The organism is Acidimicrobiia bacterium, assembly GCA_041394025.1.
Taxonomy (GTDB): Bacteria; Actinomycetota; Acidimicrobiia; order IMCC26256; family JAOSJL01; genus JAOSJL01.
The window spans coordinates 1,103,201-1,121,612 of sequence record JAWKJA010000002.1 but is presented as its reverse complement, the minus strand read 5'-3'; the positions used below and the strand labels follow the sequence as shown (position 1 = coordinate 1,121,612).

19 protein-coding genes are annotated in these 18,412 nt (G+C 70.1%); 13 read left to right on the top strand and 6 right to left on the bottom strand.

The genetic code is table 11. The features are described from left to right. Positions 1-21 precede the first annotated feature (21 nt). Entirely contained in the window at positions 22-1,050 is a 1,029-nt protein-coding gene (gene bioB / locus R3A49_05175; protein ID MEZ5170124.1) for a biotin synthase BioB, read from the top strand. Between the two features lie 162 nt (positions 1,051-1,212). Here bioB and R3A49_05170 read toward each other — a convergent pair whose 3' ends face one another. The 3 genes from R3A49_05170 to bioA are packed head-to-tail and all read right to left on the bottom strand — an operon-like array spanning position 1,213 to position 4,293. Beyond that, a complete protein-coding gene (locus tag R3A49_05170) occupies positions 1,213-1,869 on the bottom strand; it encodes a dethiobiotin synthase (GenBank protein MEZ5170123.1) in 657 nt (218 codons plus the stop codon). Next, on the bottom strand, positions 1,856-2,983 hold the full coding sequence (locus R3A49_05165; GenBank protein ID MEZ5170122.1) for an 8-amino-7-oxononanoate synthase: 1,128 nt from the start codon (positions 2,981-2,983) through the stop codon (positions 1,856-1,858). Before R3A49_05165 ends, R3A49_05170 begins: the two co-directional genes overlap by 14 nt. Further along, positions 2,980-4,293, bottom strand: coding sequence for an adenosylmethionine--8-amino-7-oxononanoate transaminase (gene bioA / locus R3A49_05160; GenBank protein ID MEZ5170121.1), 1,314 nt, complete (start codon positions 4,291-4,293; stop codon positions 2,980-2,982). Before bioA ends, R3A49_05165 begins: the two co-directional genes overlap by 4 nt. Positions 4,294-4,369: 76 nt before the next feature. Here bioA and R3A49_05155 point away from each other — a divergent pair, with 76 nt between their 5' ends. The 4 genes from R3A49_05155 to R3A49_05140 all read left to right on the top strand — a co-directional run bounded on the left by R3A49_05155 (position 4,370) and on the right by R3A49_05140 (position 8,641). Next, on the top strand, positions 4,370-4,981 hold the full coding sequence (locus tag R3A49_05155) for a TetR/AcrR family transcriptional regulator (protein MEZ5170120.1): 612 nt from the start codon (positions 4,370-4,372) through the stop codon (positions 4,979-4,981). 11 nt (positions 4,982-4,992) lie between these two features. Further along, positions 4,993-6,117 (top strand): ferritin-like domain-containing protein, encoded by a 1,125-nt coding sequence (locus R3A49_05150; protein ID MEZ5170119.1) that lies wholly within the window; start codon positions 4,993-4,995, stop codon positions 6,115-6,117. Positions 6,118-6,174: 57 nt separating this feature from the next. Further along, positions 6,175-7,857 carry a ribonuclease J gene (locus R3A49_05145; GenBank protein MEZ5170118.1) on the top strand — a complete coding sequence of 561 codons (1,683 nt, stop codon included), beginning with the start codon at positions 6,175-6,177 and terminating at the stop codon, positions 7,855-7,857. A 64-nt stretch (positions 7,858-7,921) separates the two neighbouring features. After that, a complete protein-coding gene (locus R3A49_05140; protein MEZ5170117.1) occupies positions 7,922-8,641 on the top strand; it encodes an SDR family NAD(P)-dependent oxidoreductase in 720 nt (239 codons plus the stop codon). 6 nt (positions 8,642-8,647) lie between these two features. Here the strand turns inward: R3A49_05140 and R3A49_05135 are convergent, their stop codons facing one another. After that, positions 8,648-9,304 (bottom strand): hemolysin III family protein, encoded by a 657-nt coding sequence (locus R3A49_05135; GenBank protein ID MEZ5170116.1) that lies wholly within the window; start codon positions 9,302-9,304, stop codon positions 8,648-8,650. 93 nt (positions 9,305-9,397) lie between these two features. Between R3A49_05135 and R3A49_05130 the strand changes: the two genes are divergently transcribed. The 4 genes from R3A49_05130 to R3A49_05115 are packed head-to-tail and all read left to right on the top strand — an operon-like array spanning position 9,398 to position 12,846. Continuing rightward, positions 9,398-11,719 (top strand): DNA translocase FtsK, encoded by a 2,322-nt coding sequence (locus R3A49_05130; protein ID MEZ5170115.1) that lies wholly within the window; start codon positions 9,398-9,400, stop codon positions 11,717-11,719. A 57-nt stretch (positions 11,720-11,776) separates the two neighbouring features. After that, positions 11,777-12,040: a type II toxin-antitoxin system prevent-host-death family antitoxin gene (locus R3A49_05125; protein ID MEZ5170114.1), complete on the top strand. Its 264-nt coding sequence runs from the start codon at positions 11,777-11,779 to the stop codon at positions 12,038-12,040. A gap of 1 nt (position 12,041) precedes the next feature. Beyond that, positions 12,042-12,434, top strand: a complete 393-nt coding sequence (locus R3A49_05120; GenBank protein MEZ5170113.1) for a type II toxin-antitoxin system VapC family toxin — start codon at positions 12,042-12,044, stop codon at positions 12,432-12,434. 10 nt (positions 12,435-12,444) lie between these two features. Next, complete coding sequence (locus R3A49_05115) at positions 12,445-12,846, top strand: secondary thiamine-phosphate synthase enzyme YjbQ (GenBank protein MEZ5170112.1); 402 nt, start codon at positions 12,445-12,447, stop codon at positions 12,844-12,846. 172 nt (positions 12,847-13,018) lie between these two features. Here R3A49_05115 and R3A49_05110 read toward each other — a convergent pair whose 3' ends face one another. Then, on the bottom strand, positions 13,019-13,441 hold the full coding sequence (locus R3A49_05110) for a hypothetical protein (GenBank protein ID MEZ5170111.1): 423 nt from the start codon (positions 13,439-13,441) through the stop codon (positions 13,019-13,021). 95 nt (positions 13,442-13,536) lie between these two features. On the opposite strand from R3A49_05110, the gene rimO reads away from it, so the two are divergent. The 4 genes from rimO to thpR are packed head-to-tail and all read left to right on the top strand — an operon-like array spanning position 13,537 to position 17,257. Continuing rightward, positions 13,537-14,886, top strand: a complete 1,350-nt coding sequence (gene rimO / locus R3A49_05105) for a 30S ribosomal protein S12 methylthiotransferase RimO (protein ID MEZ5170110.1) — start codon at positions 13,537-13,539, stop codon at positions 14,884-14,886. Next, entirely contained in the window at positions 14,883-15,452 is a 570-nt protein-coding gene (locus R3A49_05100) for a CDP-alcohol phosphatidyltransferase family protein (GenBank protein MEZ5170109.1), read from the top strand. Before rimO ends, R3A49_05100 begins: the two co-directional genes overlap by 4 nt. Before the next feature lie 18 nt (positions 15,453-15,470). Continuing rightward, positions 15,471-16,703: a competence/damage-inducible protein A gene (locus R3A49_05095; GenBank protein ID MEZ5170108.1), complete on the top strand. Its 1,233-nt coding sequence runs from the start codon at positions 15,471-15,473 to the stop codon at positions 16,701-16,703. Then, complete coding sequence (gene thpR / locus R3A49_05090; protein MEZ5170107.1) at positions 16,700-17,257, top strand: RNA 2',3'-cyclic phosphodiesterase; 558 nt, start codon at positions 16,700-16,702, stop codon at positions 17,255-17,257. The genes R3A49_05095 and thpR overlap by 4 nt, the downstream gene beginning before the upstream one ends. A gap of 28 nt (positions 17,258-17,285) precedes the next feature. On the opposite strand, the gene R3A49_05085 is transcribed toward thpR, so the two are convergent. Continuing rightward, positions 17,286-18,089 (bottom strand): L,D-transpeptidase family protein, encoded by an 804-nt coding sequence (locus R3A49_05085; GenBank protein ID MEZ5170106.1) that lies wholly within the window; start codon positions 18,087-18,089, stop codon positions 17,286-17,288. Positions 18,090-18,412: the final 323 nt, after the last annotated feature.

The following is an 18,412-nucleotide window of genomic DNA, read 5'->3' as shown; positions in this document are numbered from 1 at the left end:
GACGTCCACTACGGTGAAGCGATGTCCACGCTCTCACCGCCCGAGATGTCGAGCACACCGAGCCTCGTCGACGCCGCTCGCCGGGCACTGCTCCAGGAGCGCCGTCCGCTCTCCGGCGAGGAGCTCCGCCGGCTCAGCCGGGTCCCGGCCTCTGCCGTTCCGACACTCGCCGCCCTGGCGCACGAGGTCCGGCTCGAGTTCTGTGGCGACACCGTCGAGGTGGAGGGGATCGTCTCCGCGCGCACCGGCGGGTGCCCCGAGGACTGCAACTTCTGCTCGCAGTCGGCGCTCTTCGGCAGTCCCGTGAAGGCCACCCCCTTCCTCGACACCGACGAGGTACTCGCCGCCGCAGCCGAGACTGCCGAGATCGGAGGGTCCAACTTCTGCATCGTTCTCGCCGTCCGCGGTCCCGATGAGCGCACGGTGGATCGCATTCTCGAGCTCGTTTCACTGATCCAGGACAAGACAGGGCTCAACGTCTCGGTGAGTGCCGGCATCCTGACCCGCGACCAGGCACAGCGTCTCGCCGAGGGCGGCGTTCACCGCTACAACCACAACCTCGAGACCGCGCGGTCGTTCTTTCCCGAGGTCGTGAGCACGCACAGCTGGGAGGAGCGCGCCGACACCTGCCGTCTCGTGCGCGAGTTCGGCATGGACCTGTGCTGCGGTGTTCTCCTCGGTATGGGCGAAACCGACGAGCAGCGCATCGAGATGCTCATGGAGTTGCGCGAGGTCGACCCGGTGGAGGTGCCGATCAACTTCCTCAACCCGCGCCCGGGTACACCGTTGTCCGAGAGACCCCTCATCGACCCGCTCGAAGCGATCCGTTGGATCGCGCTCACCCGCCTGGCACTCCCCGGGGTGATCCTGCGCTACGCGGGTGGCCGCGAGGTGACGCTTCGCGAGCTCCAGGCCCTCGGGCTCACGGCCGGTGTCAACGCCCTCATCGTCGGCAACTACCTCACCACGCTCGGGCGCTCTCCCGACGAGGACCTCACGATGCTCGACGACCTGCACATGCCCCTCGGGGAGCTCGGCAAGGCCCTGTGAAGAGAGGGAGGCACTGCACCGGATGCGGGCGTCCGGTCGCCGAGTGCCCCGGCTGTTCCCGGCTGCTCGACCCACCGCGCTTCTGTCCCGAGTGCGGGCGCAAGCTCCGCGTCGTCGTGACCCCGGCCCGGGCGCTCGCGGAGTGCCGCGACCACGGCGTCGTCAGGTCGCCGACGTGATGCGTCGCACAAGCGACGGGATCTCCGTCTCCACGTCGTAGCCGTCCCACTCGGTCAGCCATGTCAGGTTTCCTGCCGCCACGGCGTCGGCCGGGTCGAAGCGGTTGAGCAACACCACCACGGCGTGGGGCTCGAGTGCCTCGGTGCACAGTCGGACGGCGTTGATCGTGCCGAGCCCCGCGTCGGCCACCAGCACCACGACGTCAGGGCGGAGATCGTCCGCCAGGTCGAGGGTGTCGCCGTTGGCGGCCAGGGGCGAGCGTACGCCGCCGACAGCCTCCACGAGGCCGAGGTCCACACTGCCCGGCCACGCCAGCGCGGCGACCAGGCGGTCGGTGGTGGGAATCTCGCGCCCGAGGTGCGACGCGGCCATCGGTGGCGCCATGGCGAGAGGGAAGTGGTTGGCCGGTGGGCACACGTCGTCGGGGCTCTCACCCGACGCACGGGCGAGGACCTCGGCGTCGGTCGGTGACCCGTCGGACGGGTCGAACGACTGGAGTGGCTTGCGGACCGACACGGTGAGCCCGGCGTCTCGCGCTTCGGTGAGGATGCGCGCGCTCACCCACGTCTTGCCCACGTCGGTGGCGGTCCCCGCCACGAGCACCACGCGCCCCGGCCGTGGTGCGTCAGCGTGCGGCATGGGTCTCGGGAAGGGCGTCGAGGGCACTCGCGAGCTGCGCCACCTGCTCGGCGGAATGCGCGGCCGACAGCGCCACACGAAGGCGTGACGTGCCGGGTGGGACCGTGGGTGGCCGGATGGCCGGAACGAGCAGGCCCTCGTCGAGCAGCGCTGCCGAGGCATCGAGGGCGGCCTGCTCCGATCCGAGGATCACCGGCACGATGGGGGACGGGTGACCCGGTGCGATGTGCTCGACGTGGCTGCGCAGCCGCGCCCGGAGCTCATCACCCTCGGAGGAGCGAACGACGTCGAGTGCGGCAGAGGCCGCTGCCGTGTCGGCCGGTGTGGGCGCGGTCGTGAAGATGAAGGGCCGGGCACGGTTGACGAGCAGGTGGACGATGTCGCCGGTGGCTGCGGCGAACCCACCGAGCGCGCCGAGGGTCTTGGAGAGCGTCCCCACGCGCACGACGTGATCCGGCGTCGCGCCTCCGTCGAGGTCGGGCCCGAGCACGGCGTGCGCCTCGTCGAGGACGAGGAGTGCGTCGTGGCGCGAGCACAGCTCCTCGAGCGCGGAGACCGACGCCTCGTCGCCGTCCATCGAGAAGACGGTGTCGCTGACGACCACGGCCGAAGGAGCGTCGCGCAACAGGCCGGAGAGCGCGGCCATGTCGCCGTGGGGGTAGACCGCTACGTCGGCCCGGGCCAGACGCGCACCGTCGATGATGGAGGCGTGGTTCCATGCGTCGGAGAGGATTCGCACGCCGGGGCCACCGAGCGTCGTCAGCACCCCCAGGTTGGCGGCGAAGCCGGTGGGGAACAGAAGAGCCGCCGACGTGGCCTTCCAGTCGGCGATGCTCTCTTCGAGATGGCGGTGCTCGGGACGCGCCCCCACGACGAGACGCGATGCCCCCGCCCCGGCACCGGAGCGCTCGAGCGCCTCGTGCGCGGCCCCGATCACAGACGGGTGCCGCGTGAGACCGAGGTAGTCGTTCGAGGCGAAGGCGACGACGTGTCGTCCGTCATCGACGAGGGTGCCTTCGACGGGGGAGTCGAGCCGGAGGTCGCGCACCGACCGGGTGAGCCCGGCCGCGTCGATCTCGTCGAGCTGGTCGCGGATTCGCTGCTGCCAGGTCATTTCGATGTCGCCGCCACCGCGGCGGCCAGGACGTCGACGATCCGGTCGATCTCGGCGGCGGTGACCGTGAGGGGAGGCATGACGACCACGACATCGTCCAGGGGCCGCAACAGGACACCACGCGCGACGGCCGCCGCACACACCCGTCGACCCCACCGGAGGCCGTCAGACGGTGGCGCCAGCTCCACGCCGCACATGAGCCCGCACCGGCGAACCTCGCGGACCCCGGGAAGCGGTTCGACGGATTCGGTGAGTCGTTCTCCGAGCTGGGTCGCGCGCTCGGCCACGTTGGCGAGCACGTCCCATTCGTCGAGGAGCCGGAGGTGGCGCAGGGCGACGGCCGCACCGAGCGCATTCCCCGAGAAGGAGTGGCCGTGGTAGAAGGTCACCGCGCCGAGGTCCTCACCGAGGAACGCCTCGTACACGTGGTCGGCGGCCACCGTGGCCGACATGGGGAGGTACCCGGCAGCGAGCCCCTTGCCGATCGCCAGCAGGTCCGGTCTCAGTCCGCACTGTTCCGACGCGAAGAGGGTTCCCGTCCTCCCGAAACCCGTGGCGACCTCATCGGCGATGAGCAGCACACCCTCGTCCCGCACGCCGGCGGCGAACCGCCCGACGTCGGCAGGGTCGGCGACCTGGATTCCGGCCGCACCCTGTACGAGGGGCTCGATCACCACGGCGGCCAATGTGTCGGCGGAGGCGTCGAGGATCGCGAGTGCCGCGTCGCACCATCCCGGATCGTCGTAGCCCGGGGCGCGCAGGGCGTCGAAGCGCAGCGGGTCGAAGACGTCGGTGCCGAACCCGCCGGCCCCGAGCGAGATCCCACCCACGGTGTCTCCGTGGTAGGCCCCACCGAGTGCCAGGTACCGCGTGCGGTGAGTCGAGCCCCGGTTGGTGTGGAACTGGAACGCGATCTTCAGGGCCTGCTCGACCGCCGCGGCACCGTCGGAGGCGTAGAGCACGTGCGGTTCGTCGACCGGGACCCGCGTTGCAAGGGCTTCGGACAGCTCGATGACCGCTACGTTGCCGTTCCCGAGAAGTGTGGAGTGCGCGACCTTGTCCATCTGCTCGACCAGCGCCGCGTCGAGCTCCGGGACCCGGTGGCCCAGGGTGTTGACCCACAGCGACGAGATGGCGTCGAGGTAGCGGCGGCCGTCGACGTCGATCAGGTCGCGGCCCTCGGCACGCTCCACGACGATCGGGGCGTTGTCGGCGTAGGTCGCCATCTGGGTGAAGCCGTGCCAGACCACGGCCTGGTCGCGCTCGACCCACGCGTCGGCGCTCGGCGGTGGGGGATCGGTGCTGTTCACGGGCTGCCGAGGCTAGCGGTGCCACCCTCTGGCCGGTTCCCTTGACGTGAGACAGATCGAGCCTTAGTGTCTCATTGTGATCCCGGCCGCGCGCGTCTCCGTTCCCGTCTCGGGGAGGGAGCCCGCCGAAACCGATGCGGCCGCGCGGATCCTCGACGCCCTGGCCGTGTGCATCGCCCGGCACGGCGTCGGAAAGACCACCGTCGACGACGTCGCCACCGAGGCAGGGTGCTCCCGCGCGACGCTGTACCGCCACCACCGGTCGAAGAGCGCGATGCTCGAGGCCCTCGTCGCCCGCGAGTGGCGCCGACTCACCACCGAGCTGGCCGCGCTCGTCGACGGGGCCGACTCGCTCGATGCGGCTCTCGTGGCGGTCCTCCGGCACTCCTCAGAATCGTTGCGCGCCAACGCGGCGTTGTCGCGCGTCCTCGAGCTCGAACCCGAGCTCGTGCTGCCCTATCTCACCTTCGACGGCCTCGACGCCACCTTCACCGCCGTGAGCGATGCGCTCGAGGCTCCTCTCCAGGCCTTCGTGAGCGGCCCGCACGCACGGCGCGTCGCGGAGTGGCTCACCCGCATCGTCCTCTCCTACACCGTCGAGCCCGGCGACACACCCGCGCTCACGGATCCCGACTCTGTCCGTAGACTCGTGTGCGACTACGTCGTGCCCGGGTTGGCGAAATCCTGAGGAGCCCCACTGTGAGCGAGAAGGTCATTCCCATCGGACCCGACAACGTCGACGATCTCGAGCGGATCCTGTCGATCAGCAACACCGACGTCAACGAGGTGCAGCACGTCGTGCGCTCCGAGGCCGACGCGTTGTTCACGTGGGACTACAACCGGAGCCGGCCCGCGCTCTCGAAGCTCTACGAGAAGGCCAAGAACTCCCAGTGGAACGGCGACACCGACCTGCCATGGGACACGCCGGTCGATCAGGAGACCGTTGTCGTCAACAACATGGCCAACCGCCCGACGCTGCCCGAGGACGCGGACTTCCGGGGCACACCGTTCGAGACGTGGGGCGACGACGACTGGGTCCGGCTCGGTATCGAGTCGCAGAACTGGCTGCTGTCGCAGTTCATGCACGGCGAGCAGGGCGCGCTCATCTGCACCGCCCAGATCGTGGAGACCGTTCCGTGGATCGACGCCAAGTACTACGCCGCCACCCAGGTCATGGACGAGGCGCGACACGTCGAGGTGTTCGCCCGGTATCTCGACGAGAAACTGTCGGGTCACTACCCGATCGGTGCGCACCTGCGGGCGCTGCTCGACGACATCGTGTCCGACAGCCGCTGGGACATGACCTATCTGGGCATGCAGATCATGGTCGAGGGCCTCGCCCTGGCGGCGTTCGGTTTCATGCACCAGATGACCACCGAGCCGCTACTCAAGAAGCTGCTGCGCTACGTCATGAGTGACGAGGCACGCCACGTGGCCTTCGGCGTCATCTCCCTCAAGGAATTCTACGACCAGCTGTCGGCGGCCGAGATGCGTGAGCGCCAGGAGTTCGCCTACGAGGCCGCGGTGCGCATGCGCGACCGGTTCCTCCAACAGGAGGTGTGGGAGCGGCTGGGAATCGAGCCGAAGGACGCCATGGCGCTGGCGCTCGTCGACGAGGCCCGCCCGATGTTCCAGCAGATGCTGTTCTCCAAGATCGTCCCGAACTGCAAGAAGCTCGGTCTGCTCGACGCGAGCGACCAGTGGCTGCGGCGACGCTTCGAGGAGCTCCAGGTCATACAGTTCGAGGACTTCGCCGACACGGGCGAGGAGTACACGCTCCTCGACGAAGTGCAGAAGGACCGCGATCTGGCGGCGGCCTCCTGACTGTCTGTCCTTCCGAGGCGCGCCGGGGTCGCGATGACCCGGTGGTAGCTTCGGGCGATGCCTGACGGGAGCGCCGACGTCCGCGTCGTCTTCCTCGGGGGGCTCGGGGAGATCGGCCGTAACTGCGCGTGCATCGAGGTCGAGGGCCGGATTCTCGTCATCGACGTGGGCCTGATGTTCCCCCGTGACGACATGCCCGGAATCGACCTGGTACTCCCCGACCTGTCGTACCTGATCGACAACGCATCGCGTCTCGATGGGGTCGTCCTCACCCACGGCCACGAGGACCACGTCGGGGGCCTGGCGTTCCTGCTGCGCGAGATCGACCGCGCGCTCCCGGTCTACGGCTCGCCGCTCACGCTCGGCCTGGCACGCGGCCGCATCGAGGAGGCCGGTGTCGCCGGTAAGGCGGACATGATCCCCGTGGACGACGGCGAGAGGGTCCGGATCGGTGTCTTCGACTGCCAGTTCGTCCCGGTCACACACTCCGTCCCGCACGGTTTCGCGACCGTGGTGCGAACTCCTGCGGGCACGGTCGTGCACTCCGGCGACTTCAAGCTCGATCTCACGCCTGTCGACGGACGCGTCACCGACCTCGCGGCGCTCGGCGAGGTGGCCCGGGAGGACGACGGCGTGAGGCTCCTGCTCGCCGACTCCACGAACGCGGAAACGGCCGGAAGCACACCGTCGGAGTCGACAGCGGGTCGGTGGTTGCGGCGCCTGTTCGCAGAGCACGCCGACCAGCGTCTCATCGTGGCGAGCTTCGCCTCACACCTCCACCGGGTCGAGCAGGTGGCGCTCGCTGCCGTGTCGGCGGGGCGGCGCGTGGCGTTCCTCGGGCGCTCGATGGTGCAGAACGTCGCACTCGCCCGGGAGATGGGGCTGTTCGCACTCGCCGACGCCGAGATCGTCGACATCGAGGACGTGCAGCACCTCCCTCCCGAGGAGGTCTGCATCATCTGCACCGGCTCACAGGGGGAGCCGATGAGCGCGCTGTCTCTCATGGCGGCCCACGACCACAAGTGGGTCAAGATCGGGCCCGACGACGCCGTCATCATCTCCGCCCATGCCATTCCCGGCAACGAATCGAACGTCACGCGCGTGATCGACGGCCTCCACCGCGCGGGTGCCGCCGTCTTCCACGAGGGCAACGCCGACGTGCACGTGTCGGGGCATGCGTCCGCCGACGAGCTCCGGACCCTGCTGCGCCTGCTCTCACCGGAGTGGTTCGTGCCGGTGCACGGCGAGTACCGCCACCTCGTTCGTCACGCAGCTCTCGCTGTGGAATGCGGCGTCGCCGACGACCATGCGATGGTCTGTGAGGACGGAGACGCCGTGACACTCACCGACAGCGGCGCCACCGTCGACCGCCGCGTCGTTCCGTCGGGCTACCTCTACGTCGACGGAATCGTCGGCGACATCGGTCACGGGGTGCTGCGCGACCGCAGGGCGTTGGCCGAGGAGGGCATCGTCGTGGTGTTCGTGACCGTCGACGCCGCGACGGGCGAGATCGTCACTGGTCCCGAGATCGAGACCAAGGGGTGGGTCCACGCGCCCGAGGCCGAGGAGCTCCTCGACGAGGCGCGCGACGTCGTTGCCGGCGCGGTGGAGGTGGCGGCCGCCGAGGGTGCCACCGACGTCGAGTCGATGCAGCGTCACACGCGCCGTGCGCTGGCACGGTTCATCGCTGATCGCACACGTCGCCGCCCGACGGTCGTGCCCGTCGTGCTCGAGGTCTGATGGCGACATCGGAGAACACCCCGCTCGACGGGCGCACGGCGACCGTGACCGGCGCCGGCGGGGAGTGGGCCACGAGATCGCCGCAGCACTGGCGGCGGCAGGGGCGCACGTGTGGATCAACGATCTCGACGAGGGGCGTGCGACGGACGCGGCCTCATGGATCACCGAGAAGCGCGCTCAGGGCTCCGGGGGTGCGAGCCCGGTCGTGGCCGATGTCACCGACGACGACGCCGTCGTGGCAATGGCCGAGGCCACGGGACCCGTCGACATCGTGGTCAACAACGCCGGCCTTCCGCTCCGGCGGTTCGACCTGAAGCGCTTCGCCGAGACCGAGCCCGAGAGCTGGCACGAGTGGATCGCCATCAACCTCTTCGGGGTCATGCAGGTCACGCACGTCTATCTCCCCGGGATGCTCGACGCGGGCTGGGGTCGTGTGCTCACGATCGTGTCCGACGCAGGCCGTGTCGGCGAACGCGGCCAGGTCGTCTACGGCGCGGCGAAGGCCGGGGCGATGGGTTTCATGCGCGGCCTCGCCATGGAGGTCGGGCGCCACGGCGTGACCGCCAACTGCATCGCGTTGGGTTCGATCCGCCACGGCATCCTCGCCGAGACCTACGACGAGAACCCGGAGGTGGAGGCCAAGATGGTGCGGAACTACCCGGTCGGTCGCCTCGGCACACCCGACGACATCGCTCCCTTGGCGCTGTTGCTGTGCAGCGAGTCGGGGAGCTGGATCACCGGGCAGGTCTACCCCGTGAACGGCGGCTACTCCTCCAGCCTCTGACAGCCTTCAGGTGACGACGACGAGCACGACCACGAACTGCGCGCCGGCGGCGGCGACCGTGAAGGTGTGCCACAGCTCGTGGTAGCCGAACCAGCGCGGTGACAACTTCGGGCGTTGCATCGCGAGGAGCACCGCACCGACGGTGTAGAGAACACCGCCGAGAAGGAGCAGTCCGCACCAGGCAAACCCCCACGTGCGCACCAGCTGCGGCATCACGAACACCGCCACCCAGCCGAGTCCGATGTACATCACGTACTGGAGCCATCCGGGGAGTAGTCGCCACGAGAGGTTGAGGGTGACGCCGGCGACGGCGACACCCCACACGACCGTGAGCATGATCGCCGAGCCGAGCGGGCCGAAGGTGAGCAGGACGATGGGCGTGTACGTGCCGGCGATGGCGAGGTAGATGCCCGAGTGGTCGGCGCGGCGCATCCACGCCTTGCCCGTCGGCGACCAGTTGCCGCGGTGGTAGAGCGCGCTCACGCCGAACATCGTCGTGAGGCCGAGGCAGTAGACGAGTGCGGCGACGCGCGCCTCGGCGCCGGAGGCGACGAGGAACAGCGCCAGGCCCGCACCGAGCCAGACGAGTGCCGCGTACTGGTGCAGAACGCCGCGTAGGCGGGGAATGAGGGTCTCGGGGGCGTCTCGCGTCTCGTCCGCCATGGCCCGACAGCCTACCTACCGGTCGGTAATCAACCAAGGCACCGTGTGCAGAGGTCCTCATGGGCCTGATGTTGCTGGTGTTACTGTTGGGATATGACCGCCACGAAGCGCTCCGGGCGGGCAACCGGCGGCGGTACAGGGTCCCGCGGCCGGGTGTCGCAGACCCTGGCCGACCAGCTCGGCAACCACGCCGCCGACGCCGCCGCCATCGCTCTGATCGTCCTCGGCGTCCTCTGCGGGCTCGGGGTCTTCTCTGACACGGCCGGTCCCGTGGGCAGCGCTCTCGACAGCGGGGCCACGGCACTGGTGGGGGCGGCGGCCGTCGCACTGCCGTTCCTCCTGGGCGCCGCCGGCGTTCTGATCCTGTTCCGCCCGAAGGTAGAGGCGCCGCTGCGCCTCGCCACCGGAGCGCTTCTCTCGGCGGTTGCCTCGGTGTGCCTGCTGCATCTCGCGAAGGGCGCGCCGGAACTGAACGGTGGTGTCGACGGACTGCGTGACGCGGGTGGGCTCGTGGGCGCGGTGATCGCCGTGCCCCTGAGCAGCGCAACCGGCACGGCGGGCGCCGTGGTGGTGCTCGTCAGCGTCGGGCTGCTCGGTCTGCTCCTCATGACGGGGCTCCCGATGCGCGACGTTCTGGCGACGATCGGTCGGGGTGTCAGGGCGCTGTGGCGCCAGATCGAGAAGCTATTCCGTCTCGGGAGCGAGAACGAGGCCGGCGACGACGGTGATGACGACGAGGCCCTGTGGATCTCCGACGAGCCACTCGAAGAGGACCTCCCCGTCGACGACGAGCCGACGGTGATCGATCTCGACGATCCGGAGTCCGCCTTCGCCGATGAGAGCTTCGTCGACGACCAGGAAACCGGGGACGAAGACGACGCCTTCGATGGGGGTGCCACCGAGGAGGGTATCGACGTCGTCCCGATGGCCGATGTGGCGACCACCGGCGGGTCCGACACGTGGCACCTCCCTCCGCTCGACCTCCTCGAGGAGGGACGGGCCAGGGTCACCGACGCGCGGTTCGCCGAGGAGGCCGGTCAGGTCCTCGAGCGCACCCTCGCCGACTTCGGTGTCGATGCGACGCTCATCGGCATGACGGTCGGGCCGACCGTCACGCGCTACGAGCTCGAGCTGGCCTCCGGCGTCAAGGTCAACAAGATCCGCAACCTCAACCACGACATCGCCTACGCCATGGCGAGCCCCGACGTGCGCATCCTGGCGCCGATACCCGGCCGCTCCGCCATTGGCGTGGAGGTGCCGAACCGGCAGCGCCAGGTCGTGACACTCGGGGAGATCCTGGGCTCCGACGAGGCGGCCGCCGCCACACACCCGCTCCAGGTCGGCCTCGGGCGCGACATCGCCGGGCGGGCCGTCATGGCCAACCTGGCCGAGATGCCCCACGTGCTCATCGCCGGAGCCACGGGTGCGGGGAAGTCGAGCTGCATCAACTCGATCGTCACGTCGATCCTGGCGCGCTGCACGCCCGAGGAGGTGCGCCTCATCCTCGTCGACCCCAAGCGGGTCGAACTCGGCGCCTACAACGACCTCCCGCACCTGCTCACGTCTGTCGTCACGGACCCGAAGAAGGCGGCCAACGCGCTCGACTGGGCCGTGCGCGAGATGGACATGCGCTACGAGATGCTCGCCACGGCCGGGTACCGCGACATCGCCGGCTACAACGCGGCCGTCGACTCCGGTGAGCTCACCGACGACGAGATCTCGGGAACGACGTTCGAGCGGCTGCCGTTCATCGTGGTGATCGTCGACGAGCTGAACGACCTGATGATGGTCGCCGCGCGCGACGTCGAGGCGAGCATCTGTCGGATTGCACAGATGGCGCGCGCTGTCGGCATCCACCTCGTGATCGCCACCCAACGTCCGTCGGTCGACGTGATCACCGGTGTCATCAAGGCGAACGTCCCCAGCCGGTTCGCCTTCTCGGTCACGAGCAGCGCCGACTCGCGTGTGATCCTCGACCAGATGGGTGCCGAGAAGCTCGTCGGTCAGGGCGACATGCTCGTGATGACCGCCTCGGAGAGCAGGGCGCAGCGCGTGCAGGGCTCGTGGGTCACCGAGTCCGAGGTCCGCAAGGTCGTCGCCCACTGGAAGCGTCAGGCCGACGGCACCGACTACGTGGCGGGCATCGCGGAGGACAAGCCCGGCGAGGCCGGCCCCGGTGGTGACGACGACGTCGAGGGCGACGAGCTCTTCGACGAGGCGCTCGATCTCGTCGTGCGCTCCGGGCTCGGCTCCACGAGCATGCTCCAGCGGAAGCTACGTGTGGGTTTCGCCCGAGCGGGGCGCCTCATGGATCTGCTCGAACGGCGGGGGATCGTCGGGCCGAGCGAGGGCTCCAAGGCCCGTGCGGTCCTCATGACCGTCGACGAGCTCGACGAGATGCGCGAGAGGGTCTAGCCGAGGCGAGGCAAGCGGGTTCTGACCGGCCGACCCCGATGTGCTACAATGAAGCACATGTCGGATGTCGGGATTCGTGCACTCAAACAGAACGCCTCGGCCGTGGTGGCCGAAGCTGCCTCCGGCGAGACCGTCACGATCACCGATCGTGGGCGCCCGGTAGCGCAGATGACGGCTATCCCGACTTCGCGTCTTCGCTCGCTTGTCGGTGCGGGCCGAGCCCGACCGGCCCACCGCCGGGTCGTCGATCTGCCGCCTCCCGAGCCCGGACCGGACCTGTCGGCGGCGCTGGCGGAATTGCGAGACTCCGAAGAGTCCTGACGTGGCCGTCTACGTCGACACGTCGGCACTCGTGAAGTTGGTTGTTGCCGAACCGGAGACCGATGTTCTCCTGGATTGGCTCTCGGATCACGGCCGCGATCCCGTGGCATGTGACCTGGCGCGCACGGAGCTGATGCGGGTCGTACGGCGCGCCGCGCCCGACCGAGTCGTGCGAGCGCGGGCGGTCCTCGAGTCCGTCACGCTCGTGGAGGTCACGAGCTCCATCTTCGAACAGGCCGGCCGGCTCGACCCGGCATCGCTGAGATCGCTGGACGCAATCCACATCGCGGCAGCCCTCGACCTCGGCGACGAACTCGAGCAGATGGTGACCTACGACGATCGACTCGCGGCTGCCGCGGAGGCGAACGCCATCGCGGTGGCGGCTCCGACGTGAGAGGGTGACCATGGATTCCCGTACCTTCGAGATCTCGACGCGTGACGAGCGGATCGTCGACGTCACGCACCACGTCACCGAATTCTGCAGCGGCCGTGGTGACGGGCTGTGTCAGGTGTTCGTGCCGCATGCGACCGCCGGTGTCGCGATCATGGAGACAGGAGCGTACTCCGAGCCCGACCTGCTCGACGCGCTGGAACGGCTGTTGCCACGCGACGACCGCTACCGCCACGCACACGGCTCACCGGGTCACGGAGCCGACCACCTGCTGCCGGCGATTGTGTGCCCGTCGGTGACGGTGCCCGTCCTCGACGGGAAGCCGGCGCTCGGGACGTGGCAGAGCGTCGTGCTCGTCGACACCAACGTCGACAACCCCGACCGCCGGCTCCGCCTGAGCTTTCTCGCCGGGTGATGTCTCCCCTCGACGAGGCTCTCATTGGCGTCATGGAGCGCTACGGAAACCTGGGCGTGTAGTCGGCTACACCTCCCTCGTGATGTTCGATCCCGACACCGAGTCGACTGTGGTGATTGCGATCACCGCTGCGTCAATGAAGTGTGAGATCCGGACCTCCGGACAGGAAACTCTAGGATCGCCGCTCGGCGTCGAGGCGGGCACGGAGCTCCTCGAGCAGAGCGCCCGCTGAGGCCAGATTGTCCTCGAGGGCGTCGACGGCGTCCTCGAGGCCTACGGTCGACGTGTCGCCGCCGTCGAGCTCGCGGATCACGGCGTCGGCGAAGTCGGCCTGCTCGTCGCTCACGAAGATCGTCCCGGTCCCCGGACCGAGGTCGAGGAACACCGAGACGCCGGCCGTTTCGAGATGGCGCCGGATCAGCACGGCGTTGACGCGGGGCCACGTACCCATCTCGATGAGAAGGGGAGCGTCGTCACCGACCTCGGGAGGGGTCGCGCCCGGTGGGAGCAGCGCCACCCGGCAGTCGGCGCACTGCGTCGTGCCGAACCGGTACTCGGCGCCGCACGATGGGCACACGACGGTCGAATCGCTCACGGCGGTCTCCAGATGTCGTCACGAGGTCCCGCGAACCCTAACGGCCCCGGTCCGGACATGGGTCCGTCCACCATCCGGGGCGTAGAATCAGGTCTGTGAGCCCCGGTGAACGCCCCGACGCCCCGGCGCGCTTCTACCTCGAGACGCTCGGATGCCCGAAGAACGCCGTCGACTCCGACAAGGTGGTCGGGACGCTGCTCGACGACGGGCTGCGACCGGCGGAATCGGCCGCCGTGGCCGACCTCGTGGTCGTCAACACCTGCGCCTTCGTGGAGGAGGCCCGCCAGGAGTCGATCGACGTGACCCTCGCCCTCGACGAGGTGCGCAAGCCCGGGTCCCGACTGGTCGTGACCGGATGCCTGGCCGAGCGTGCCGGCGACGAGTTGGCCGACGCCCTGCCCGAGGTCGACGCCGTCGTGGGCTTCGCCGGCGAAGGGTCGCTGGCCCCGGTGGAGTTCGTGAGCCGACCTCGAGGGGTGCGCGACCTGCTGGAGCTGCCACGTCCGGCGCACCCGGCTCCATGGGCGTACCTCAAGGTGGCCGAGGGGTGCGACCGCCAGTGCGCCTTCTGCGCCATCCCGAGCTTCCGCGGCACGCAGAGGTCACGTGCCCCCGAGGCGATCGAGGCCGAGGCGCGTTCTCTCGTGGAGAGCGGGGTGCGCGAGATCGTGCTCGTCGCCCAGGACATCGCCTGGTACGGGCGCGACGTGGGCGAGCCGAACTCCCTGGAGCCTCTGCTGCGCCGCCTCGACAGGTTGAGAGCCCACGGCCTCGAGCGCCTCCGGCTCCTCTACCTCTACCCGTCGGAGGTCCGCGACCCGCTCGTGTCCACGATGCTCGAGCTCGACACGACGGTTCCGTACTTCGACCTGTCGCTCCAGCACGCCAGTGCTCCGCTGCTCCGGCGGATGAAGCGCTGGGGGAGCGGCGATCGGTTCCTCGAGCTGGTCGAGGGGATCCGCACCGACGAGCCCGACGCCTCGTTCCGGTCGTCGTTCATCGTCGGCCACCCCGGCGAGACCGAGACCGACCACGACACACTGCTGGCCTTCCTGTCGGAAGCACGCCTCGACTGGGCCGGGTTCTTCCCCTACTCCGAGGAGGAGGGCACCGCATCGGCCGACCAGGGCGGCGTCGTCGAGGAGTCGCTCGTGCACCGCCGGCTCCGGGAGCTCACCGGTCTCCAGGACCCCCTCACCGCAGCCGCGCGTGAGGCGCTCGTCGGCCGGGAGGTCCGGGTCCTCGTCGACCGCGTCGGCAACGACCATTCCGGGGGTGCCGCCGTGGCGCGCACGCACCGTGAGGCACCAGAAATCGACGGCGTCATCACGCTGCACGACGCGGCACTCAGCGCCGGCGATCTCGCCGACGTCCGGGTCACCGGTGCCGTCGGCTCCGACCTCGAGGCGGAAGCCCTCGTGGCGGCGGGAGCAGGGGTCGCGTGAATACGGCGCCGGTGAAGGAGCCCCGCTTCGGCCCGGGCGCTCTGGCCACACGTGCCAACGCGCTCACCCTCTCGCGGATGCTCTTCGCGATCCCGCTCTTCTGGCTCATCATCACCGAGGACGAGGCGAGCTGGCCGGCGGTCACCGGATGGTTCGTCCTGAGCATCACCGACGGCCTCGACGGCTACATCGCCCGTCGGGAGGGCACCACCCGCTCGGGCGCCTACCTCGACCCGATCGCCGACAAGTTCCTGGCTGTCGGCGGGTTCCTCGCACTCGCGATCCGAGGTGACTTCGCCTGGCTCCCGGTCGGCCTCGTCGTGGGTCGCGAGGTGTTCATCTCCGTCTACCGGAGCCTCGCCGGGCGCCGCGGGATCTCGTTGCCCGCACGCCGCCTGGGCAAGTACAAGACGAACGTTCAGCTGCTGGCCGTGGGCGTCGTGCTGTTCCCGCCTCTCGAGAGCGCCGTCGGGTTCCAGACCGTGATGCTCTGGCTGGCTGTCGCCTTCACGCTCGTGTCGGGCGCCGACATCGTCCGTCGGGGCTGGCGCCGGAGCATCGCGTAGCGACCGGGCCGTCGCCCCATGCGCTGCGAGGTCCTGGCGGTCGGCACCGAGCTGCTCCTGGGCCAGATCGTCGACACGAACAGCGCCTGGATCGGTGAGCAGCTCGCGGCGGTGGGCATCGACAGCTACGAGCACCGCCAGGTCGGTGACAACCACGACCGGCTCGTGGCTGCCCTGCGCGACCTGCTGACCGACGCCGATGCGGTCATCGTCTGCGGTGGGCTCGGTCCGACTCCCGATGACCTCACGCGCGACGCCATCGCCACGGTGATGGGCGTCGAGCTCGTCCGCCGCCACGACCTGGTCGACCACATCGCCGCGCTCTTCAGCTCGCGTGGTCGCGACATGCCGCAGAACAACCTCCGTCAGGCCGACGTTCCCGACGGCGCCACCGTGCTCCCGAACCCGCTGGGAACGGCCCCGGGCCTCGCCGCGCCCGTCGCCGGGAAGGTCGTCTATGCGGTGCCCGGCGTCCCGTACGAGATGAGGGCGATGGTCAGCGACGAGGTGATGCCCGACCTCCTCGAGCGCTGCGGTGAGCGCTCGGCGCTGGTGTCACGCACGTTGAAGACGTGGGGCACGTCCGAGTCGGGACTCGCGGAGACGATCGCGCAACGCGTCGAGGCCCAGTCCAACCCGACGATCGCCTTCCTCGCCCGTGGCATCGAGGGACTGTGCGTGCGCATCACGGGCAAGGCGACGAGCCGATCGGACGCCGAGGCTCTCGTCGCCGTCGAGGAACGGGAGCTGCGACGGATTCTCGGGGAGCTGGTCTTCGGGGCAGACGACGAGACGATGGAGTCCGCCGTGCTCGACCGCCTGAAGGCCCGTGGCTGGACGGTCGGCGTGGCGGAGTCGCTCACCGGCGGTCTCGTGGGTGCGCGACTCGCGAACGTCCCCGGCGCCAGCGCGGCTTACCGGGGGGCCGTCGTGGCCTACTCCTCCGACGTGAAGCGCGACGTGCTCGGCGTCACCACCGACCGCGTCGTGAGCCGCGACGCTGCCGTGCAGATGGCCGAGGGAGCACGCCGTGTCCTGGGCTCCGACGTGGGGATCTCGGTCACCGGTGTGGCCGGCCCCGACGAGCAGGACGACCGGCCCGTCGGCACGGTGTGGTTCGGTGTCAGCCTCCCCGGCAGGCCGACCGAGGCCGTCGAGGCGCGGCTCCCCGGAGACAGGGAGCGGATCCGGCAGTTCTCGGCCATTTCGCTGCTCGACATGCTGCGGCGCCACCTCGACATGCTGCCGTGAGCTCGCTCGCGCGGGCGTTCGTGGCGATCCGCCCACCCGGCCGCGTGCTCGACGAGCTGGAGACGGCGGCGAACGACCTGCACGCACGGTTCGCCGGTGCCCGGTGGCTGCCGCGCGACACCTGGCACCTGACACTGCGCTTCCTCGGGCGCGTCGACGACGCCGAGGCACTGGCCGAGCGGCTCACCGCTCTCCGGGGTCATCCCACCGTGACGCTGCGCCTCGGAGGCGTCGGTGCGTTCCCGACGTCCTCCCGGGCGCGGGTGCTCTGGGTCGGCTGCTCGGAGGGCTCGGCGGGCTTCACGCGTCTGGCCGACCTCGTGGAGCGGGCCGTGGCGCCACTCGGGTTCGGCCCTCCCGACCATCCGGCCAGGCCGCACGTGAGCATCGCCCGGTTCGGGCCCCCGCAGGATCTCCGAAGGGCGTTGGACGACGTCGAGCTCGGCACGGTGGGGGAGTCGTGGACGGCGGGCTCGGTCGGTCTGTACCGGTCGACGACCCGCGCCGAGGGAGCGGTGCACACCGAGGTCGCGTCGTTCCGGTTGGGTCGTTGAGGCCGGGAGCCGCACCGGCGGGCCGGGCTCAGGCGTTGAGGACGTGCACCGGTGTGCCGGGCGTCACGACCGACGGGAGCCACTCGGCGGTGGCGATCGGGATGCGCACACAGCCGTGGGAGGCCGGGTAGCCCGGGACGCTCTCCGCACCGTGGATGGCGATCCCGAGGTTGAAGTAGAGCGGGTTGTAGAGCCGGCCCAGGTCGGACTTCTCCCACCCCGTGTAGCGCCGCCCCACCGTGTAGTCGCCGCCGGGGGTCACGGCCCGCCGGCACGAGCCGTTGTCGCAGAAGACCTCACCGCTCCCGCTGGAGGCGGAGATGATCTTGGCGAGTTCACCGCCCTTGTAGAGGAAGATCACCTGGCGGTCGAGGTCGACCTCGATGCGGTCCGGGGCGCCGAAGGGGACCATCGGCTCGGGGAGGCCCGACGCGGCCGCGAGGGCGTCGTTCGTCTCGGGGCCGGCGTGGCCGTCGCGGCTGAGCCCGTGCACCTTCTGGAACGCCATCACGGCGTGGTACGTGGAGGAGTCGTAGACGCCGTCGACACCCTGGATGTCGTAGCGCAGATCGGAGAGGCGCTGCTCGATGATGCGCACCTCCGGGCCGGAGTCGCCGGTGCGGTACACGGGCGGCGGCGGTGGAGGGGGCGGCGGCGGTGGAGGGGGCGGCTCGAGGTCGGGGAGCGCTCCGACGAGCTCGATGGGTGGCGCTCCCGCCGTGTCGGAGGCCGCGGTCGCGCTGGCCTCGGGGTCGCCGGTCGCACGGTCGGCAGTGGCGGCGGTGCCTCCGGCGGCCACGAGCAGGGCGGTGACCAGGAGCCCGGCGGCCACGGCCCCCACCCGGCGCCTGCGTCGGGCACGGCGCGGTGCGTGCCGGGTGCGGCGGTCGCGACGTGACGGGAGGGGAGGGGAAGCCGGCTGCAAGGCGCACCAGGGTAGCGGCGCGGCCGGCGGCTCCGACAGCCGCCCCCTCGGCCGTTCGAGGGTCCTTGCCCCGAACAGGTGTTCGTCCTAGGGTGTGCCCGTGGAATTACAGGCGTGTCGTTCCCCGCTAGCGTGCGGGGAACAGGGGCCCGACGGGCGGTGCGGCGGCTGCGACGGCGGAAGCGTGCGGCGGTGCGCACGACGTAGCTGTCACACCCGCTGCCTAGGTT